This is a genomic window from Micromonospora sp. LOL_015, from assembly GCF_048060275.1.
Lineage (GTDB): Bacteria > Actinomycetota > Actinomycetes > Mycobacteriales > Micromonosporaceae > Micromonospora_E.
This window is the reverse complement of the sequence record NZ_JBHMIO010000017.1, coordinates 19,645-38,594: the sequence shown is the minus strand read 5'-3', so window position 1 is coordinate 38,594 and position 18,950 is coordinate 19,645. Positions and strand designations below refer to the sequence as shown.

At 72.2% G+C, this 18,950-nt stretch carries 19 protein-coding genes and 1 pseudogene; 8 read left to right on the top strand and 12 right to left on the bottom strand.

The annotated features are described in order from the left end of the window. Window positions 1–247: 247 nt before the first annotated feature. The gene (locus ACFHWU_RS15730) at window positions 248–1,558 is read left to right on the top strand and encodes an FAD-dependent oxidoreductase (RefSeq protein ID WP_416590883.1); all 1,311 of its coding nucleotides are present in this window, start codon (window positions 248–250) and stop codon (window positions 1,556–1,558) included. A 65-nt stretch (window positions 1,559–1,623) separates the two neighbouring features. Here ACFHWU_RS15730 and ACFHWU_RS15725 read toward each other — a convergent pair whose 3' ends face one another. The 5 genes and pseudogenes from ACFHWU_RS15725 to ACFHWU_RS15705 all read right to left on the bottom strand — a co-directional run bounded on the left by ACFHWU_RS15725 (window position 1,624) and on the right by ACFHWU_RS15705 (window position 5,330). Continuing rightward, a complete protein-coding gene (locus tag ACFHWU_RS15725; protein WP_416590882.1) occupies window positions 1,624–2,301 on the bottom strand; it encodes a pyruvate formate lyase family protein in 678 nt (225 codons plus the stop codon). Window positions 2,302–2,425: 124 nt separating this feature from the next. Beyond that, window positions 2,426–3,304, bottom strand: a complete 879-nt coding sequence (locus ACFHWU_RS15720; RefSeq protein ID WP_416568787.1) for a universal stress protein — start codon at window positions 3,302–3,304, stop codon at window positions 2,426–2,428. A gap of 10 nt (window positions 3,305–3,314) precedes the next feature. After that, window positions 3,315–3,764 carry a universal stress protein gene (locus ACFHWU_RS15715; RefSeq protein WP_416557301.1) on the bottom strand — a complete coding sequence of 150 codons (450 nt, stop codon included), beginning with the start codon at window positions 3,762–3,764 and terminating at the stop codon, window positions 3,315–3,317. A 206-nt stretch (window positions 3,765–3,970) separates the two neighbouring features. After that, window positions 3,971–4,261: pseudogene (locus ACFHWU_RS15710) on the bottom strand (helix-turn-helix transcriptional regulator); the annotation flags it as partial. 208 nt (window positions 4,262–4,469) lie between these two features. Beyond that, the gene (locus ACFHWU_RS15705; protein WP_416590881.1) at window positions 4,470–5,330 is read right to left on the bottom strand and encodes a universal stress protein; all 861 of its coding nucleotides are present in this window, start codon (window positions 5,328–5,330) and stop codon (window positions 4,470–4,472) included. A gap of 143 nt (window positions 5,331–5,473) precedes the next feature. On the opposite strand from ACFHWU_RS15705, the gene ACFHWU_RS15700 reads away from it, so the two are divergent. From ACFHWU_RS15700 to ACFHWU_RS15685, 4 genes are all read left to right on the top strand, one after another. Then, window positions 5,474–6,139, top strand: a complete 666-nt coding sequence (locus ACFHWU_RS15700; RefSeq protein ID WP_416590880.1) for an HAD family hydrolase — start codon at window positions 5,474–5,476, stop codon at window positions 6,137–6,139. A 181-nt stretch (window positions 6,140–6,320) separates the two neighbouring features. Then, the gene (locus ACFHWU_RS15695; RefSeq protein ID WP_416590879.1) at window positions 6,321–7,148 is read left to right on the top strand and encodes an SAM-dependent methyltransferase; all 828 of its coding nucleotides are present in this window, start codon (window positions 6,321–6,323) and stop codon (window positions 7,146–7,148) included. Window positions 7,149–7,441: 293 nt separating this feature from the next. After that, complete coding sequence (locus ACFHWU_RS15690) at window positions 7,442–7,723, top strand: alpha-L-arabinofuranosidase C-terminal domain-containing protein (protein WP_416590918.1); 282 nt, start codon at window positions 7,442–7,444, stop codon at window positions 7,721–7,723. A 121-nt stretch (window positions 7,724–7,844) separates the two neighbouring features. Next, complete coding sequence (locus tag ACFHWU_RS15685; RefSeq protein ID WP_416557306.1) at window positions 7,845–8,543, top strand: DedA family protein; 699 nt, start codon at window positions 7,845–7,847, stop codon at window positions 8,541–8,543. 31 nt (window positions 8,544–8,574) lie between these two features. Here ACFHWU_RS15685 and ACFHWU_RS15680 read toward each other — a convergent pair whose 3' ends face one another. The 3 genes from ACFHWU_RS15680 to ACFHWU_RS15670 form a co-directional block, all read right to left on the bottom strand. Further along, entirely contained in the window at window positions 8,575–8,991 is a 417-nt protein-coding gene (locus ACFHWU_RS15680; RefSeq protein ID WP_416568790.1) for an NUDIX hydrolase, read from the bottom strand. Window positions 8,992–9,150: 159 nt separating this feature from the next. Then, window positions 9,151–10,515 carry a cellulase family glycosylhydrolase gene (locus ACFHWU_RS15675; protein ID WP_416590878.1) on the bottom strand — a complete coding sequence of 455 codons (1,365 nt, stop codon included), beginning with the start codon at window positions 10,513–10,515 and terminating at the stop codon, window positions 9,151–9,153. Between the two features lie 257 nt (window positions 10,516–10,772). Then, window positions 10,773–11,984, bottom strand: coding sequence for a LolA family protein (locus tag ACFHWU_RS15670; RefSeq protein ID WP_416590877.1), 1,212 nt, complete (start codon window positions 11,982–11,984; stop codon window positions 10,773–10,775). Between the two features lie 136 nt (window positions 11,985–12,120). Between ACFHWU_RS15670 and ACFHWU_RS15665 the strand changes: the two genes are divergently transcribed. Together ACFHWU_RS15665 and ACFHWU_RS15660 are read left to right on the top strand one after the other, a co-directional pair. Beyond that, a complete protein-coding gene (locus ACFHWU_RS15665; protein WP_416568793.1) occupies window positions 12,121–12,777 on the top strand; it encodes a response regulator transcription factor in 657 nt (218 codons plus the stop codon). Between the two features lie 47 nt (window positions 12,778–12,824). Then, window positions 12,825–14,279: a sensor histidine kinase gene (locus tag ACFHWU_RS15660; protein WP_416590917.1), complete on the top strand. Its 1,455-nt coding sequence runs from the start codon at window positions 12,825–12,827 to the stop codon at window positions 14,277–14,279. Window positions 14,280–14,290: 11 nt separating this feature from the next. Here ACFHWU_RS15660 and ACFHWU_RS15655 read toward each other — a convergent pair whose 3' ends face one another. Beyond that, a complete protein-coding gene (locus tag ACFHWU_RS15655; protein ID WP_416590876.1) occupies window positions 14,291–16,858 on the bottom strand; it encodes a tetratricopeptide repeat protein in 2,568 nt (855 codons plus the stop codon). A 58-nt stretch (window positions 16,859–16,916) separates the two neighbouring features. Beyond that, on the bottom strand, window positions 16,917–17,207 hold the full coding sequence (locus ACFHWU_RS15650; RefSeq protein ID WP_416590875.1) for a MarR family winged helix-turn-helix transcriptional regulator: 291 nt from the start codon (window positions 17,205–17,207) through the stop codon (window positions 16,917–16,919). A gap of 56 nt (window positions 17,208–17,263) precedes the next feature. Here ACFHWU_RS15650 and ACFHWU_RS15645 point away from each other — a divergent pair, with 56 nt between their 5' ends. Then, on the top strand, window positions 17,264–18,202 hold the full coding sequence (locus tag ACFHWU_RS15645) for a hypothetical protein (protein ID WP_416557312.1): 939 nt from the start codon (window positions 17,264–17,266) through the stop codon (window positions 18,200–18,202). On the opposite strand, the gene ACFHWU_RS15640 is transcribed toward ACFHWU_RS15645, so the two are convergent. Both ACFHWU_RS15640 and ACFHWU_RS15635 read right to left on the bottom strand, forming a co-directional pair. Further along, the gene (locus tag ACFHWU_RS15640; RefSeq protein WP_416590874.1) at window positions 18,153–18,704 is read right to left on the bottom strand and encodes a potassium channel family protein; all 552 of its coding nucleotides are present in this window, start codon (window positions 18,702–18,704) and stop codon (window positions 18,153–18,155) included. The two genes, ACFHWU_RS15645 and ACFHWU_RS15640, sit on opposite strands and share 50 nt — an antisense overlap. Before the next feature lie 84 nt (window positions 18,705–18,788). Further along, window positions 18,789–18,935 carry a DUF4236 domain-containing protein gene (locus ACFHWU_RS15635; RefSeq protein ID WP_416590873.1) on the bottom strand — a complete coding sequence of 49 codons (147 nt, stop codon included), beginning with the start codon at window positions 18,933–18,935 and terminating at the stop codon, window positions 18,789–18,791. Window positions 18,936–18,950 lie beyond the last annotated feature (15 nt).

Below are 18,950 nucleotides of genomic sequence, written 5' to 3'. Positions count from 1 at the left end.
TGCGCGGGTCGCGACGGGTGATGGTCGGGACGAAGTGACCGGTTGGTAATCGGACCCAGTGTGCGAACGCCTGCGGTGGGGTGGTCGTTGGAAGCGTGTCAGCCCAGCCGGAGCTCAGGGCGCGGTACAGCATGATGCGTTGTCTCGATAGGCATCGATTCAGCTGATGGGGTGACGGGCCAACTCGCGGACGTCCCCGCTGCGTGCTGCCGTCTCGGCTGGCCGCCACCACGTCGAGAGGAGACAGATGAGCATCGAGTACGCCGCCCGGCAACTGCCCGTGGTCGTGATCGGCGCCGGCCCGGTGGGACTGGCCGCCGCCGCCCACCTCGCCGGGCACCGGGTCCCGTCGCTGGTGCTGGAAGCAGGCGCCGCCGCCGGTGCCGCGATCCGCAACTGGCAGCATGTACGGCTGTTCAGCAGCTGGCGGGACAACATCGACCCGGTTGCCGGCCGACTGCTCGACGCCGCCGGCTGGTCGGTACCCGAACCCGGGCACCACCCGACCGGAGCCGAACTGATCGAGGAGTACCTGCTGCCGCTGGCGAAGCTGCCAGTGCTGGCCGACCGGATCCGCTACGGCACCCGGGTCACCGGGATCACCCGGCTCGGCGTCGACCGGCTGCGCGGCCCCGGACGCGGCGACGCGCCGTTCGTGGCCCGCCTGGCCGATGGCACCGAACAGCTCGCCTGCGCCGTTGTCGACGCGTCGGGGACCTGGGACACCCCCAACCATCTGGGTGGCGAGGGCCTGCCCGCGTTCGGCGAGCCGGCCGCAGCCGCACATCTCGACTTCGCCCTGCCCGATGTGCTCGGCGTCAACCGCGCGGAACATGCCGGCCGGCACACCGTCGTGGTGGGCGCCGGACACTCGGCCGCCAACACCTTGCTCGACCTGATCGAACTGGCCGACCAGCAGCCTGGCACCCGGATCACCTGGGCGGTCCGTCGGGTCACCGCCGATCCGATCTTCGCCCCGGGTGCCGCCGACGCGTTGCCGGCACGCGGGGCGATCGGCACCCGGCTGCGCCAACTGGTCGACGTTGGTCGGATCGTCCTGGAGACCGGATTCGTCACGCATCGGGTGGAGCAGCTGTCCGACCTTGGCCCGGTCCGGCTGTCCAGCCGCGACGGGCGGACCGTCGTCGCCGACCGGGTGGTGGTCGCCACCGGGTTCCGTGCCGACCACCGGCTCGCCAGCGAGCTCCGACTCGACCTGGACCCGGTGCTCGGCACCAGCCGTGGCCTGGCCACCCTGCTCGACCCCGGGCCGGCCCGGGGTTGGTCGGTGCCGGCACCCGGAGTCGACGAGCTGCGCCATCCCGAGCCGGGCTACTTTGTCGTCGGCATCAAGAGCTACGGCCGGGCGTCGGCCTTCCTGATGGCCACCGGCTACCACCAGGTCCGGCAGATCGCCGCCGAACTGGCCGCCGCACCGGTCAGGTCGGCGGCCGCCGGCGGCTGGCGTGGCGGCACTCACCGGTTCCGCTGGTCACCGGCGTGGCGGGTTGACCGCCCGGTCGCCGTGGCCTACGGCGACCAGGTCGGTAGCCGGTGAGTCCGGTGGACGGGTAGCGCCGGTGGGCCGGTCAGTAGCCGGTAGGTCTCAGCGGGCGGTAGGTCTCAGTAGACGGTGAGCCCGTGGTCGCGGAACTGCCCCCGGACGCAGTCCAGCAGCGCGTCGTCCGGCGGTGTCGTCGCCGCCAGCGGAAACTCCAGACCCAGCTCGGCGTACTTGTGCCCGCCCAGCCGGTGGAACGGCAGCACGTCGACCCGCTGCACCGTCGGCAGGCCAGCCGCCACCTCGGCCACCCCGGCCACCCCGGCCACGTTCGACTCGGCGTCGGTGAGCCCCGGCACCAGCACGAACCGGACCCAGATCGGGGTGCCCCGGTCGGCGATTAACCGGTCCACACCGTACAGGGCGACCCGCCGATAGTCACCGATGATCCGTCCCCGCCTGTAGGCGTCCGGCAGCCCGGTGACGATGTGCGAGTGGCGGGCCCGCAGTACGTCGGCCGGGTAGGCGTCGAAGACGGCGTCGTTGTGGGTCTTGCGGTACGTGGTGAAGATTCGGTGCACCTGTGGGTCGGCCGGGTAGCCGGGAGCATGCGCGGTGATCGTGGACGGCGTCGCGAAGCCGACGTCGTAGACGCCCCGACGGCGTTCCTCGACGAACATGTCCCGCAGCCGGTCCCAGACCGCCCGGGTCCGGTCGGGCCGGTCAGGAACCCGGCGTCGCCGGTGTACGGCGTGTAGTTGGCCTGGACGAAGGCGGCCACGTCGATCGTGTCCCGCCACCGTCGTCCCTGGAAGGTCCGCCACGGATCGTGGATCTGCTCGGCGAACACGTCAGCCTCCATGGGTGGAAGGCCCGGCGGGTCAAGGGACGGCCCGCCGGGCGGGTGGTCGTCGGCGCGCCAGCTCAGGGCACGTCGGCCGGGATGGTGTCGCGGATCACCGCGACCGGGCTGTGACTGTGGTGCAGCAGCTGCTGCGACACCGAGCCGAGTAGCAGGCCGGTGAAGCCGCCCCGGCCGCGCGAGCCGACCACCACCAGGCTGGCGGTACGCGACGCGTCGACCAGGACCCGGCCCGGGTTGTCGCCAACCGCCTCGGCGGTCATCGTGACCTCGGGATACTTTTCCCGCCACCCGGTCAGCTCGTCGTCGAGCAGGGCACGCTCGGCGGCGACGATCTCCCGAGGGTCGAAGGCCGGTGGCTGCCACCGCTGTGCCGGTGGGTGCCAGGCACGCAGCACCCGCAGCGGCACCAGCCGGCTGGCCGCCTGCTCGACGGCGAAGCGCAGCGCGGCCAGTGACGACTCGGAGCCGTCCACGCCGACCACCACCGAGGCGGTGGGGTGTGCCGCACCGCGAACCACCACCACCGGGCAGTGTGCGTGCGCGGAGACGGCCACGCTGGTCGACCCGAGCAGCAGGTCTGCGAAGCCGCCGTGCCCCCGGTTGCCGACCACCAGCAGCGCCGCGTCCCGGGACTTCTCACGCAGCCGTAGGGCGGCGGGTCCGTCGAGGACGACGGTGCTGATGTCGGCGTCCGGGTGCGTCTCGGCGGCCTCGGCGGCCGCCACCCGCAGCATCGTCTCCGCGTCGCGCCGGGAGGCCGCGTTCGGCCAGCTGGTCGGCACGGGGGCCAGCGGACCGGTCCCGGTCGGCCACTCGAAAGCGAACGCGAGGACCACCGGGGTGGCGGTCCGGACGGCTTCGGCGACCGCCCAGCTGACCGCGGCGTCGGCGCTGGACGAGCCGTCGTACCCTACGACGACCGGCCTGATCACGGCCATCACCTCCGGCTCAGCTCGTGGGGTCGGCGGCCGAGCAGACCAGCGCGGGAACGGGGATCACCACGACCGGGCAGGTGGCCTTGCGGATACACTCCTCGCTGACCGAGCCGAGCACGGTGTGCTGCAGGCGGCCGTGCCCGTGGCTGCCCAGGACCAGCAGGTCCGCGCCGCGGGCGGCGGTGGTCAGCACGTCGGCGGCGCGGCCCTCGACCACCTCGCCGACGACCGGCGACGCCGATCCGACCCGGGCGGTCAGCGCGGTGATCTCCTGGTCCAGCAGTTCGCTGGCGCGTTGCCGCTCCTCGATGGGGCTGACCGTGGTTCCACCGTCCCACCGCCAGGCGACGACGGCGCGCAGCGCGCCGCCCCGCTCGGCGGCTTCCCTGGCGGCCCAGTCGAGAGCCTGGCGGCTGCCCTCGGAGCCGTCGACACCGACGACGATCAGGTGACTGGCGCTCATGGTCCTCACTCCTTCAGTCGCACCTGACTACAGTCCACCTCCGTCGACGGCTGGGGGACAGGTGCGAAGGACCCGCCGTTGCGGGACTGGGGTCCCGTCGGTCGACCGGCCGGCGTCGGCGGCCCGGCCGGGGTCGGATGTGGATCGGCCGGCGGCGATACGGTCGGCGTCGGCGTCGGCGGTCCGGCCGATGCCGGCTGGCCGCCGGTGAACAGCGCGAGTAGTTCGCCGACCAGGTGGTCGCATTCGGCCGGATGTCGGAACGGCACGTGCGGATTGACCGTGTACTCGTTGCGCCGGCCGACCCGGTGCCGGGCGAGGTATCCGGCTTCCTCCAGGTCGGCGACGATGGTGTGCGCCGCGCGTTCGGTTATCCCGACCCGCGCCGCCACGTCCCGCAGCCGGGCCCGTGGGTCGCGGGCGATGGCGAGCAGGACGTGTCCGTGGTTGCTGAGGAGGGTCCAGGGCGGAAGGCGCCACGTGTCGGGGGTTGTCACAGCGTAATCATATGAGTACCAATACGTGAACATCGTCCACATGGCTGCCGTGTCCTGACCGTTCCGTGCTGCCGTGTCCCGACCGGGCGGGCCGGCTCACCGGCTCAACCGTCGGGCCCCTAGCATCCGGGCCCACCAGGGACGACGGCTGTCGGCGACGACCCGTGGCGCCCGCCTCCTGCACGGTCGAGGGTGACCCGCACGCCGGTCAGTCGCCGACGGCCGGCCGGGGGCCGCCTTCGCGGACGATCGCCGTCGCGCACCCGGCATGGTGCAGCACCGCCTGGCTGACCGCGCCGAGCGGAACCCGCAGCGGATGGTCGCCACGGGCTCCGACGACCACCAGACCGGCCTGGGTGGCACGCTCGATCAGCACCCGGGCCGGCGGGCCGTTCACCACTTGCTGACGGACCGCGACGTCGGGATGCTTCTCCTGCCACGGGGTCACCGCCGCAGCGAGTTCGTCGGCGGTCGCCGCCGAGGCGTCGGCCCAGCTCGACTCGCTCTCCCAACTGCGCACGACGATCAGGTCGCTGCCCCGTTGCGCGGCGGCGTCGAAGGCGAAGCCGAGCGCCCGCTCCGAGCCGGCTGAGCCGTCAACGCCGACCAGCACCGGCGCGGCCGGTTCGGGGGCCGGCTCGGAGCCGGCCCGGGCGACCAGCACCGAGCAGTCGGCGCGGGCGGCGATCTGTACGGCGAGTGCGTCCAGCGGCAGGCAGGTCCACCGGGCCAGGTCCCCGTCGCCGATCACGATCAACGACGCCATCCGGGACTCCCGGAGCAGCGCGGTGGCCGGGGCGTTCTCGGACACCTCGGTGGTGACGTCGATTCCGGGGGCCGTCCGGGTGGCGATCTCCACAGCGCGTTCGACGAGCTGGTAGGCGTCCGGCTGGGGGTCGTCGCCGCCGGACAGGTCGTCCGGGATCCAGTTGAGGGCGTGCACCAGCCGCAGCGGCCGGTGCGCGGTGGCGGCTTCCCGGGCGGCCAGGGCGACGGCGGCCCAGCTGGATGCCGAGTCGTGGACGCCGGCAACGATCCGGTCGCGGGCCGGTGCGGCGTGCTCCGACATCGCAACTCCTTTCACCGCTTCAGTCCGGTGCGTGGGCCGCTGCAGCGACCCGGCTCGGATCGAGAAAGGGGAGCTCACCTGCGAGGATAGCGCTCAGTGACCCCGCTCCGGGTCGATTCCGGTCGACCGGGCAGGATGGGGTCATGATCTCGGCGGTGGTGTTCGACATGGACGGCGTACTCATCGACACCGAGCCGGTCTGGGAGCAGGTCCGGCGCGACTACGTGGCCGGGGCCGGTGGTCGGTGGCTGCCGGACGCCCAGCAGCGGCTGATGGGGATGAGCACCCCGGAGTGGGCCGGCTACCTGGACGCGGACCTCGGCGTCGGGCGCGGCGCCGACCGGGTCGCTGACGAGGTGATCGACGCCATGGCGGCGCGGTACCGGGCCGAGCTGCCGTTGATCCCAGGCGCGATCGAGGTGGTCCGCGACCTCGCCGGGCGGTTCCCGCTCGCGCTGGCCAGCTCCTCCCCCCGCCGTCTGATCGAACAGGTGCTGGCCACGGCGGGGCTCACCGAGGCGTTCCGGGCGACCGTGTCGACCGAGGAGTGCGCGGCCGGCAAGCCGGACCCCGAGGTCTACCAGGTGGCGGCACGGCTGCTCGGCGAACCGCCGGGGCGGTGCCTGGCGGTGGAGGATTCGAGCAACGGGCTGCGGTCCGCCGTGGCCGCCGGTCTGGTGGTGGTCGCGGTGCCACACCCCGCGTATCCGCCGGCGGCCGACGCCCTGGCCGGCGCGACGCTCGTCGTCGACCGCCTCGACGAGCTGACGGTCGACCGGGTGCTCGCCCTCGCCGTCGACAGGGGATAGAGTGGCCGGTTCCGCCGTCGACAGGGGATAGACATGCCACCGGCGGTTCCGACCCGGCGCGGGTGAGCCGGATCCGCCGGGAGAGTCCCCGGGCGCCGGGCGGATCCTCTAGACTGCGCCTGGCAGCGCTCCCAGCCGACCACGAGATCCTGGTCGGACGCATCCCCCGGAGGTCTCCGCCGTGAGCATTGAGGACCGAGTTCCGGTCGGGGTGGACACCACCCGCCCTAGCGTCGCCCGCGTGTACGACTACATGCTCGGCGGCAAGGACAACTTCGCGGTCGATCGCCAGGCCAGTGAGATGGCGCTGCAGGTCACCCCCGACGGTCCGCTGGCCGCCCGGGCCAACCGCGGCTTCCTACGCCGCGTGGTGCGGCACCTGGTCGCCGAGGCCGGCGTGCGGCAGTTCCTCGACATCGGCTCGGGCCTGCCGACCCAGGGAAACGTGCACGAGATCGCCCACCAGGTCGACCCGCAGGTGCGGGTGGTGTACGTGGACAGTGATCCGATGGTGCTGGCACACGGTCGGGCGCTGCTCGACAGCTCTCCGATGACCACCGTCGTCCATGCGGACGCCCGCGACCCGGAGCAGATCCTGGCCAACCCCGACGTACAGTCGATGATCGACCTGGATCAGCCGGTCGGTCTGCTGATGCTCGGCATCCTGCACCATCTCGGTGACGACGAGGATCCAGCCGGGGTGGCGACGGTCTACCGGAACGCGGTCCCGAGCGGGAGCTACCTGGCCCTGTCCCACTTCCACCACCCGGGTGACAGCCAGCCGGAGGCCGCCCGCAAGGCGCTCGTGGTCGAGAAGATCTTTAACCAGACGTTGGGTACCGGTCGGTGGCGCCAGCGTGACGAGATCCTCGGGTACTTCGGCGACTTCGAGATGCTCGAACCGGGCTTGGTGCCCCTTGCGGAGTGGCGCCCGGACCATGACGACGAGCCGTCGGAGCAGACCGACACCTACTACACCTTCGTCGGCGGCGTCGCCCGCAAACCCTGACCCACCGCGTCCGTCCCGTACGCTGTCGTAGCCGCCGCACCCTTGCCGTAACCGGGCCTGCTGGCAGGCAGGGCTACACCGCGCGTGCTAGCGTCCGACAGCCTGGGGCGCCGGCGGTGACCGTCGATGCCCGTGGCCGGTCGCCCCACGACCGCACCCGTGCACCTTCTGCGGAGGTACGCCGTACCTTCGGATCCTTCGTCGAACGCCTGGCACAGCATCGAGACCAACGCTTTCGGGCTGGATGAGTTCGTCAGTGGTGTCTCGGCAACGAGATGGACGGGCCTTGACAGCTGGGTCATCAGACCGCCGATGTCAACCGTGGGCAGCGGGAGTCCCTCGTGCTCGACATCGACCTGCGGGCATCCCCCGGCTACCGGGTCGTTGAGCAGGGCGTGCTGACCGACCCGGACGTGCGGGCCGCCAACACGTCGGCGCAGCCGGACCGGGTCCGTCCCCAGACCCTTCCCGGCCCGGCGGTCGACCAGGGGCGGCTGTCGGTGATGCTGCCGTCCGTCTCCTGGACGATGGTGCGTCTGGCGACGTCGGCTGATCCGCCGACCGGGTCCGGGTGACACCTCTCTGTGGTGGGGAGTACGCCCGCGACGCCCCGGCGCGGCATCCGTCGGACCGTCACGGGCACCGTCCCGCAACTGCTAACGTCGGCTCCGCAGCCCCCCGCGAGCGGGGGGTGCTGTGCTGAGCGACTGGCTGCAGCCGTTGCTGTCGATGGACAGTGCGTTGATCTACCTGCTGGTCGGGCTGTTGGTGTTCGCCGAGGACGCGCTGTTCGTCGGCTTCGTGTTCCCCGGCGAGACCGCCGCGGTGCTCGGCGGCGTCGCCGCCAGCCTCGGCACCATCTCGCTGCCCGGCATCACCGTGGTCGTGGTCAGTGCGGCCGTGGCCGGCGATACCACCAGCTATCTGATCGGCCGGGCCCTGGGGCCCCGGCTGCTGCGGATGCGTTTCCTGCGCAAGCGGCAGGCCTGGGTGCGGCGGGCGCAGCACCAGTTGGCGGTACGGGGCGGCACCGCGGTCTTCGTTGGCCGGTTCGTGACCTTCTTCCACGCGGTGATGCCCGCCCTGGCCGGCGCGGCACACATGCCGTACCGGCGGTTCTTTCTTTACAACGTCGCCGGCGCGTTGGTCTGGGGGGTCGGCACGGTGCTGATCGGCTACCTGGCCGGCAGCTCCTACGCCGCGATCGAGGAGGTCGCCGGCCGGGCAGCCGCCGTCGTGGTCGCGGTGCTGGCGCTCGGGGCGCTCGTCGTCTGGCGGCTACGGGCCGCCCGCCGCGAATGTGCACCCGACGCGGCCGCCGGCCAGCCGGCATCCGGTCGTCACCGGCCCGGCCGAGGCCGTGACGGCTGCGACCGGTCCGGTGACCATGCCTGACGACCTACCAGCCGCGCCCGGCGACGAATTCCTACGCCGGCACCGGTAGCAGCTCCGCCATCCGCAGCCCGTCAGCGGTCGGCGGCGACAGGGGCAGCCGGTCGATCTCGTTGACCGGCACCCACCGGATGGCGTCCGCACTGCCGCCGACCTCGGTGACAACCGGCTCGCCCGGCCCCACCCGCGCGCTGTGCAGCAGCCCGACCACGTGCCAGTCGGTGCCGTTGCGGTGCGCCAGGTACGACCGCACGTCCAGCAACCGCGACGACATCACCTCCAGCCCGGCCTCCTCCTGCAGCTCCCGGGCGAGCGCCTCGCTGGGCTGCTCGCCCGGATCGAGACCACCTCCCGGCAGGTGCCACGCACCCGGCTCGAACACCGGAGACGCCTCGGACAACCGGCTCAGCAGCACCGCTGAGTCGCGGACGACCACCGCGTACGCGCCCACCCGTATACGAGGACCTTCGCTCACCATCAACCTCCAGCTCGTAGCGACTTGGCAGTGCCCACACCGGCCGCCGGCCGGCTCAGGTGAACGACGCCGGGTGTGGCCGGTGGCCGGACGGGTACCCGTCCGGCCACCGGCCACACCTTCGGGTGGCGGCCGCTACCGCGCGGCGCAGGACAGCGTCGGCACCGGGTTGCTGCCGCTCCAACTGCCGATGAAGCCGAAGGTCGTGCTCTGTCCGGCGCCGAGGTTGCCGTTGTAGCTGACGTTGGTCGCCGAGACACTCGCCCCGGTGCTGGTGACGGTGGCGTTCCATGCCTGGTTGACCGACTGACCGCTGGCGAACGTCCAGCTCACCCGCCAGCCGCTGAGCGCCGAACCGCCCGCAGTCACCCGGACCTCACCCTGGAAACCACCCTGCCACTGACCGACCACCGCGTACGTCGCGGTGCACGCCCCGGCCGGCGGCTGGGTGGTGGGGGGTGTGGTGGTGGGGGGTGCGGTGGTGGGGGGTGTGGTGGTGGGCGGTGGCGTACCGCCGCTGTAGATGGTCGCCTCCCGAGCGGTCTCCCGGATTCCGTCGGCACCGTTGAACAGCCGCTGACCCCACGAGGTGAGGCTGTTGACGTTGAAATTGTTCACCATGTCGAGGTATTCGACGCCGCCGCTGTTGCCGCTCCACGACCAACCGAGCCAGCCGATGCCGTGCTGCCGGGTGTAGGACAGGATCGAATCCTCGTCCGGGTTGCCGTCGGAATGGTCGTGCCCGAACTCGCCGACCGCGATCGGCAGCCCGGCCGAGCGGAACCGCCCGAGATAGTTGCTGATCTCGGCGGCGGTGTCGAACACGCCGTACATGTGGATCGAGAAGATCAGGTTGCGGGTCGGGTCGGCGTTCCACACCGACTGCGCGTTGTCGCGCATCGTGAAGGTCCAGTCCTGTCCCCAGTTCGGTGCGTCGACCATGATCGCGTGTTCGAAACCGGCGTCGCGCAGCCGCTGTACCGCGCTCGTGGTGTGACTGGCCCAGCTCTGGTAGCCGCTGTTGCCAAACGGCTCGTTGCCGATGTTGATGATGACGTAGTTCTCCTGGCCGCGCAGCACGCTGGCCAGGCTGATCCAGTAGCCGGCGGCGGACGCCAGGGTCGCGGCGGCCCCCTCCTCGCCGTACCCGGTGGTGTCGTGCACCTCCAGGACGCAGATCAGCCGGTTGGCCTTGCACAGCGAAATGACGTTGGCGACGTCACTGGCATCGTTGCGGGTCCACCGATGGCCGTTGCTGAGCACCACCCGGACGGCGTTCGCGCCCAAGGACTTGATGTTGGCGAAGGAACTGGTCTGGCTGGGGTACCAGGTGTGTGCGTGGTTGACCCCGCGCAGGACGAACGGAGTGCCGTTCGCCTCGACCAGCCGGCCGCCGCTGACGTGCAGACCGACGGCGGCGTGTGCGGGCTGGACCAGTACCACGACGGAGGTGACCAGGGCGAGCAGCGTCGCGGCCGCGACGCTCAGACGTGTCTTCATGACCTACCTCGGGTAGCGACCCGTGGGTGACCCACGGGGACGAAAGACACCGGCTGACCTGGCCAGCGCGGTGTCGGCGACTACCCGGCCCTTCACGCAGGCATCAGAGTAGACCGGCGCGGTCCCGCTACGCAACCGGTTAAGTTGCTCCGTCCCTGGTGTCGGTCCGCACCTCTGGCTGATCGTGCCCGGTAACCGCCGCTACCGGCGTCGACGTCCGGTGATCCGGGGTCGACGCCGGTAGTGGACCGGTCAAGTCAGCGGGTCTCGGTAGCCACCTTGTACAGCCGCTCCGGCGTCACCGCGCCGGCGAACAGCCGGCCGTCGTCGGCGATCAACGCGGTGAACAGCGCACTGGAGAACAGCCGGCCGCTGCCCCACGGGCCGTCGACCGCCGGCAAATCACCCAGCATCTGCATGACTTGGGCGCCCTCGGCGGACTCACCGGCGTGCTCCTCGACCGCGGTCGCCGCCTCGGCCGGCGGCGTGATCACCAGGACGGTGCCCCAGCCGCTGCCGACCGTACGGACCGCGTCCTCACTGTCCGCCCAACCCCGCGCCAGCTCCTCCAGCATGCCGTCGGTCTCGGCGTCGCCCGGCAGCTGGTCCGGACCTCGGGAACCGTCACCCGGCGCCGCGACGTCGTCCTCGCCCGCCTCGATCACCTCGGTGCCCGGCGGTGGGTTGAAGACGAACTGCTCCTCATCCGGTGTGTCGAAGCTGACCTGGGTGAACGCCGTCTCGATGGCGGCCCGGTCGGCGCCGACCGGATAGACCGCGAACCGCAGCGGCACGTACTCCACCGAGTCGATCGCGATCCGGATCTCCTCGACCAGCGAGTCCTTGTCGCGTGGGGTGAGCACCAGTTCGTACGCGGTCCGCCCGGCGAGCTCCGCCGAGCGGCCCACCGACACCTCGGTGCTCGGGTCGATCGCCTCCAGCACTTCGTCGGCCGCCGCCTGCGGGGTGATGGGCAGCTCCGGCGTCGGATCGGCGCCGGCCCGCTCGCCCGCCGCGTCGGCGTGATCGCCCTCGGCCGGCAACTCGAAGTGGGTGGCCTGCTGCTGCTGGCTGGACCAGATCCAGACGTCCCGTCCGTTGCGGATGACGTCGGTCTCGCCCAGCGTGCGGACCATCGCCAACCGGGCCTGGTCCGGACCGGCATACCAGACGCGCAGAGTCTGCGTGCCGTTGATCAGCGAGCCGAGCCCGTTGCCGGCACCGATCTGATCGGCCAGGTTGAGCGCCGTCGGCAGGCCCAGCTCGGCGCGGTGCACGACAGTCCCGGACATGCCGTCGATTTCGGCGGTCTGCAGGTCGACCAGCAACTGCTCGGCGCTGCGCGGCGGCAGGACCGGGTCAGCGGACGCGGCGAGCGCCCCCACGGCAACGCCGCCGCCGACGAGCACCGCCGCGGACGCGGCGGGGACCAGCCAGCGCATCGCCGGCCGGGATGTGAATACCGACATCTTCGTACCTCCTGCCACCCATCGTGCGTCGGGTGTACTGAGACGTTGCTGAGAGCCGGTGGCCAAGCTGAGAACACGCTCAGCGACGACGGTCACGGGTAACCCGGTTACACGCCCATGGTGGCACCCTTGACCAGTGCGGGTGCTGGTGGTGGAGGACGAGGTCCGGTTAGCCGACGCCCTGCGGCGCGGCTTGCAGGAGGAAGGCTTCGCCGTGGACGTCGCCGCGAGCGGGCCGGCCGGGCTGGAGCTGGCCCGGCACGGCGGGTACGACGCGATGATTCTTGACGTGATGCTGCCCGGACTGTCCGGCTACCGGGTGGTGCGCCAGCTGCGGGCCGAGCAGAACTGGCTGCCGGTGCTGATCCTGTCCGCGAAGGACGGCGAGTACGACCAGGCGGACGGCCTCGACTGCGGTGCCGACGACTACCTGACCAAGCCCTTCTCGTACGTGGTGCTGCTGGCCCGGCTGCGCGCGCTGCTGCGGCGCGGCGCGCCGCAGCGGCCCGCCGTGCTCACCGCCGGTGACCTGAGCCTCGACCCGGCCCGGCGGCGGGTCACCCGGGCCGACGCCGAGGTGGCGCTCACCGCCCGTGAGTACGCCCTGCTGGAGTACCTGATGCGGCGCGCCGGCGAGGTGGTCTCCAAGATCGAACTGCTCGACCACGTCTGGGACGCCAGCGTCGACACCGCGCCGAACGCCGTCGAGGTGTACATCGGGTACCTGCGCCGCAAGGTCGGCCGGGATCGGCTGGAAACCGTCCGGGGTGCCGGCTACCGGCTGGTCCCGTGACCGGCCGACGGCTTTCGGTGGTGCATCCCAGTCAGTGGCGGGCGTACCTGCGGGTCCGGCTCAGCCTGCGCACCCGGCTGACCGCGATCAGCGTGCTGGGTCTCACCGCCGGCCTGGCCGCTGGGGCGATCGGGCTCACCGTCGTCCTTGCCCTGGCGTTGGAACGCAGCGCCGACGCCGACGCCCGGACCACCGCCGACGCGATCGCCCAGCTGGTGGCCGCCGACGCGGTGCCTGACCCGTTGCCGGTGGCCGGCAACGACGTACGGGTGCAGATTGTCGACGAGCGGGGACGGATACGCGCCGCATCCATTGGCGCCGACCGACTCGTCCCGATGCTCTACGCGGCCGAGCGGGAACAGCTCGCTGCCGAACCGACCGGGGCGGTCACCGTGCCGGGTGCCCGGCTCGGTCTGCGCGGCCCGGTTCGGGTGATCGCGCAACCGGCCGGCGGGCTGGCGCAGCCGCGTACCGTGCTGGTCGCCCGGTCGATGGCCGACATCAACCGCAGCCTCGCCCTGGTCCGGGTGATTCTGCTGATGACGTTCCCACTGTTGGTGGCAGCGGTCACGGTCATCGTCTGGCGGGCCGTCGGGGCGGCGCTGCGGCCGGTGGAGAAACTGCGGGCCGGCGCGGCCGAGATCACCGGTGGCGACCAGGCCGGCCACCTGCCGGTGCCGGGTGGTGGCGACGAGATTCACCGGCTGGCGGTCACCCTCAACGACATGCTCGACCGGTTGGAGGCCGCGCGGGCCCGGCAACGCACGTTCGTCGCCGACGTCGCCCACGAGCTGCGCAGTCCGCTGACCAGTCTGCGTACGCAGCTTGAGGTGGCGCAGCGACTCGGTAGCCGCACGGACTGGTTGGCGGTCGCCGACGACCTGCTGGCGGACAGTCAACGGCTCAGCCGACTGGTCGACGACCTGCTGCTGCTGGCCCGCGCCGACCAGCAGGCCGGCCAGTTCGGGGTGGTGCTCGGCCCGGTCGGTCCGGTGGAACTGGGCGAACTGGCCGCCACGGTGGCCGCCCGGTATCCACGACCTCCGGTGCGGGTGGTGCCGCCGGACCAGCCGCTGTGGATCGCCGGTGACCCGGACGCGCTGGTCCGGGTGTTGGCCAACCTGCTGGACAACGCGGTCCGACACGCCCGCTCCGAGGTGCTGGTGACCGCCCGACCGCACGGGCCGGACTGGCATGAGCTGCTGGTCACCGATGACGGTCCGGGTGTCCCACCGGCCGACCGGCAACGGGTCTTCGACCGGTTCACCCGGCTCGACGACGCGCGGGCCCACGACGCCGGTGGCGCCGGGCTCGGGCTGGCCATCGTCGCGCAGTTGGTCCGCCGACACGGCGGCACTGTCGAACTGGCCGATGCGGGGCAGGCGGAAGATGCGGCGGGACGCGACGGTGATGCGGCAGGGCCCGACGGTGCCCATACCGGACTTCAGGTTCGGGTTCGGCTTCCGGCAGACCCGGTGGACGACGACCCCGGCCCGGCATAGACCGGACAGCGTCACCGGGCGTTCGCTGACCGGTCCGTGCAGACCGGGTCGGCCTGCCCGATCACATCGGCCGAGTAGACCACGGCGACCGTGAAGCAGTAGTCGATCGACTCGTCCAGCCCGTACGCGACGAAGCTGTCCGCACCCGCTGGCAACGTCATGAAGGCCCGGGGCTGCTGATCGCTGCTGCCCCCGGAGATCAGCACCTGTCCCTCGGCACCCGCCGGATAGGTCCAGGTCAACGTCACGCTGTCCCGGTTGTCGCGCAGACCCACGCCGCCCGGCGCGGTACCCGGTGTGGCCGGCGGCGCAGCGCTGGTCGGCGTACCGGTCGGGGGGGTGGCCTCGGCTGGTGCCCCGGCCGGCTCGGAGGGCGTCTCGTCGACCAGGCTGACGCCGGCCACCACCGCCGCAGCGCCGAGCAGAACCACCACCACGCCGGTGAACACCAGCATCGGCCCGCGTGGGCGGGCGGCGGTCGCCGCCGGCTTGGGCACCGGCACCAACTCTCCTCGCTGCCGTCGGACCGGAAGACTCCTGCGGCGGTCGGGTATCCGGCTGAGTTCACGTCGTGGCAGTCGGGACAGCGTCCCGGTACTCCGGCCCGTGCCGGTGGCGCCGGTTCCGATGGTCGCGCCGACTCCACCGGCTGCGACGCTCGCGGCCGGTTCGTCCGTGGCTCCGGTGCCCGGCCCGTCCGTGACCTCGGCGTGGCGGACCGCGGAGTCGGCATCGACCGAGGCCTCCCGGCCCGCAAAATCTTCGTCGCTCACCGGTGGTGCCGGTTCCGGTCGAGCGTCTGCCCTGTCGGGCACCCGTGGGTTGGGTACGAAGGCAGGGGTCTCCGGCGGCACCGGCTCGCCGGGCACGGCCGCCGGGCCGCTGATGGAACTGTCGGCCGTGGGAGAGTCGGCCGCTGACGGGCCGGTCGCTTGCCGGAACCGGACCGGCCCGAACGGGCTGACCGGGCCGGCGGCGTCTGAGGCGTCCGGCCGCTCTGGTGCGTCCGGTTGATCTGGTCCGTCCTGGCGATCCACCGCGGCCGGATTGGAGCCGTCCCCGGCACCGGACTGCTCGGGCGGCCACCACGGTTCGTCGAAGAGCCAAATACCAGATGACCCGTCATGGTTGGCTGAGCCGGACGGCGGCAGATCGACCGGCACCCGGGGCGGTGGGATGGTCGCCGGCCGGCCGTCGGTCGGGTCGGGTTCGTCCGGTTGGTGCTGGTCGCCTCCCTGCTCCTGCCCGGTCGTGTTCCGCCGGGCAGGGGAGGGGTCGTCGGTTAGCCAACCACTGGGCGACCAGAGCGGGTCGTCGGCGTCGCTGCTCGCCGGTTCCCGCTCGATCCAGCCGTGCTGGGCCCACGGCCGGCCGCTGTCCAGCTCAGCCACCGGGTCGGGCACCGATTGGTCCACCGGCTGGTCCAGCGGGTCGAGCCAGGGCGGGTCGGCCCGGTGCCGTCCGTCCCGATGGCCGTCCGTCGCGTCGTCGCTTGACCGGCCGGTGGTCGGCGTCGCCGACGGCGCGTTCGGTTCCGTCCAGAACGCCGCCGACCAGCGGGGGTCGGCTACCTCAGCGACCGGTGGTTCCGGCTCGATCCAGCCGGGCTCGGCCCAGGCCGGACCGGTGAGCCGGTCGCGCCCGGCGGGATCGGCCGCCGGAGTCGTTGGCCCACCGGCCGGCCTGGTGCCGGGCGGCCAGCCGCCCTGGTCCAGGCCGCCGTCGTGGCCTGGGCCGCCGTTATCGTCCGGCTGAAGACTCGGGCCTGGGCCGCCGCTGTCGTCCGGCTGAAGATTCGGTCCTGGGCCGTCGGTGTCGTCCGGACTGCGGCCGGGATCCGGGCCGCCGGTGTCGTCCGGCCCGTCGTTGACCGGCCCCGGCCCGCCACAGCGGTGCGCCGGATCAGCGGACGCCTCGGCCAGCGCGGCGACCTGCCCGACCAGCGGATGGTCGGCCGGCAGGCGGGTGCGGCACAGGTCGATGGCGAGCGACAGGCTGACGTCGGACTCGGCGAGCCGGCCGCAGTCGCGCTGCATCGCGCCGAGCCGGGCCAGCATCTTGATCCCGGCCGGATGCCCCTCGCCGTACACCTCGCGGTGCAGTTCCCAGGCATCCTCCAGACGGTCCCGGGCGACGTCGCACTCGCCGCGGGCGAATTCGACGGTGGCGAGGTCCGCGTGGGCGGCCAGGACCCGGAGCGACTCGGGGCCGTCGATGGCGCAGAGCTCGTCGATCACCTCGCGGTACAGGTGCGCGGCGCGGGCGTCGCTGCCCACCCGGTGCAGTACGGCGGCGAGGGTGGCGGCGGCCCCGATGGTCCGTTCGTCCGCCGTTCCATGCAGCCGCTGGTTCGCCGAGTACGCGTACGCCGCCCACGCCCGAGCCGCCGGTGCGTCGCCGAGCGCGACCGTCACCCGGGCGAGTAGTCCGGCGGCCTCCGCCTGTTCGGTGCCGGCGTGTGCGGGACGCGGGTCGGTGTCGGCCAACGCCGTGGCCAGCAAGTCGCGCGCGCCCAGCAGGTCGCCGACGCTGATCAGGCCGTGCGCCTGCGTGGTGATTTCGCCCAGGCCGAGAGACACGTCCCATCGTGCGTGTCCGACGACGGTCTGTACAAGGGCCTGATGTGGGACAGTTCGCTCATGATGGCGGATTGTTACCGGCCAGATGCTTGACTAATGCTTCGCTGATGATCCGCAGTTGATCGACCTGTTCCGGGGTCAGCTGGTCGAACAGGTGTCGCCGAACCGCGTCGACGTGGCCGGGCGCGGCGGCGGTGCGGGCAGTTGAGCCGGGCTCGGTGAGCACCGCGAACTGACCGCGCCGGTCGGTCGGACACTCCTCGCGGCGGACCCAGCCGAGCTGTTCCAGCCGGGACACGGCGTGCGACAACCGACTACGGGAGGAGCCGGGTCGACGGCGGCCCGCCAACGGGTCGGTCGGCCCCGCCCGTGCGGGCCGTGACCCGGGCCGGTAGAACGGACGCCATGACAGCCGAGCCAGCGGGCCGGGTCCCGCGTGACCTGTTGCTCCGCCACCTGAGCACCTGGGTTCCCGCCGCGCTGCGCCAGGCCCGTCGCGCCACCTTCGTTCAGGCGTACCAGGGCCCGCCGGGGGCCACCGCGTACGCTGCGCTGCGCGCCGTCGCCGACCACCCGGAACTGGTCACCGGCCGGCACCTGACGGTCGTCACTGTCACGTCCTCCGGTGCCGAGGCGGACCCGACCGGGCTGCCGGCGGCGGTGACGGCCCATCTGCTGCCTGGCAGTCCGGAGCTGCTCCCGGTGGCCGTGACCGCCGCCGCAGCCGCCAACGCGCCGCTGTTGTGCCACCTTGACCTGGCCGGTGGCCCGTTGCCCGGACCCGCCGTGTGGCGTGCGTCGACGGCCGGCCGCCCGGCCGAGTTGCTGGTGGTCGGAGCGGCTTCATCAGCTGAACTGCGCCCGGTGTTGACCGCAGCCGGCTTTCCGCTGATCAGCGTCGTCGAGCTGGTGCCGGCCGGGGCGACCGGGCAGGTCGACGGCGCTACGTCGTACCCGGTCGCCTTCGCCACCGGGTCCGGCAAACGCATCGAGGCGTTCAAGGAAGCGCTCTGGGAGGTCGACCCGGCGGGGTGGGGGCTGCGTGCCGCCGACGATCCGCAGGCGACGGCCGTCGCCGGGCCGGAGCCGGACCACGGGCTCGCCGCGCTGCGCGACCGGCTGTACGCCCACCTCGTCGAGTGCGGCTCCCGGACCGTCGCCGAGCTGCGCAGCTTCACGGTGACCGGGACGGTCCACCGGGCCGTCGACGCCAACCGGGCGCTGGCCGGTCTGCTCGCCGCCGACCGGGTACGGCGCTGGCCGGCGGACGGACGGTTGGCCGGCGATGTGGAGATCACCCCGACTGCCCCGGCTGCCGGCGGGCGTACTCCGTCCACTGCCTGACCAGCAGCGACGCGCCGGTGGCGAGCACCCCGACGCTGAACACCATCTGGACGCACACCGCCGCGCGGGCGAGTTGGCCCTCGGCGTGCACGTCGCCGTACCCGACGGTGGTGAGCGTGCCGATCGCGAAGTAGAGCGCGTCGGTCTTCGTCGTCAGGTTGACGAACTGGTCCGGGTCGCTGAACGAGATGACCAGGTCGGCCAGCGCGAACACGACTACTCCGCCGACCAGCGCGATCGCCAGTCGGGTGAGGCGTACGTCGGTCGGATCGGCGGTGATCTGGGCGCGGATCTGCTGGAGCACCAGCGCAGCCGCCAGAGCCACGCCGACGACGGTGACCACGGCGCGGACCGCGAGATGCATCCCCGTCACCCCCGGCTCCACCGGGACCAGGTAGTAGAGCAGGACCATCAGCAGGCAGATGGCAGTGGTACGCCGTACCTCGGCCCGGCGGGGATTCCGAGTACGGGACAGAGCATCATCTCCAGCTATATCGGACATAAGATTATTATTCCTACAAATCAAAGGCCCGGCGGGTGATCCCGCCGAGCCTTCGGTCGTTGCCCTGCGCCTGCGCTGCGCCGCTCAGCTAAGCGACTTGTCCTGCTTCCACGAGAACGGGCCAGGCAGGTCGTACCGGTGCCTCCTGGCTCGCGAGTTCCACGACCATCGGCCGATCCGGATGGTCCAGGACGAGAACTCGTTTTCGGTGAAGTTCAACTGGAGCCCCACCGTCCACTTGCCTGA

Excerpts from the sequence above, each read along its gene's own strand:
- ACFHWU_RS15730 (WP_416590883.1), top strand. The coding sequence starts at position 248 with ATGAGCATCGAGTACGCCGCCCGGCAACTGCCCGTGGTCGTGATCGGC.
- ACFHWU_RS15720 (WP_416568787.1), bottom strand. The coding sequence starts at position 3,304 with ATGGCCGTGATCAGGCCGGTCGTCGTAGGGTACGACGGCTCGTCCAGC.
- ACFHWU_RS15715 (WP_416557301.1), bottom strand. The coding sequence starts at position 3,764 with ATGAGCGCCAGTCACCTGATCGTCGTCGGTGTCGACGGCTCCGAGGGC.
- ACFHWU_RS15705 (WP_416590881.1), bottom strand. The coding sequence starts at position 5,330 with ATGTCGGAGCACGCCGCACCGGCCCGCGACCGGATCGTTGCCGGCGTC.
- ACFHWU_RS15700 (WP_416590880.1), top strand. The coding sequence starts at position 5,474 with ATGATCTCGGCGGTGGTGTTCGACATGGACGGCGTACTCATCGACACC.
- ACFHWU_RS15675 (WP_416590878.1), bottom strand. The coding sequence starts at position 10,515 with ATGAAGACACGTCTGAGCGTCGCGGCCGCGACGCTGCTCGCCCTGGTC.
- ACFHWU_RS15670 (WP_416590877.1), bottom strand. The coding sequence starts at position 11,984 with ATGTCGGTATTCACATCCCGGCCGGCGATGCGCTGGCTGGTCCCCGCC.
- ACFHWU_RS15645 (WP_416557312.1), top strand. The coding sequence starts at position 17,264 with ATGACAGCCGAGCCAGCGGGCCGGGTCCCGCGTGACCTGTTGCTCCGC.
- ACFHWU_RS15640 (WP_416590874.1), bottom strand. The coding sequence starts at position 18,704 with ATGTCCGATATAGCTGGAGATGATGCTCTGTCCCGTACTCGGAATCCC.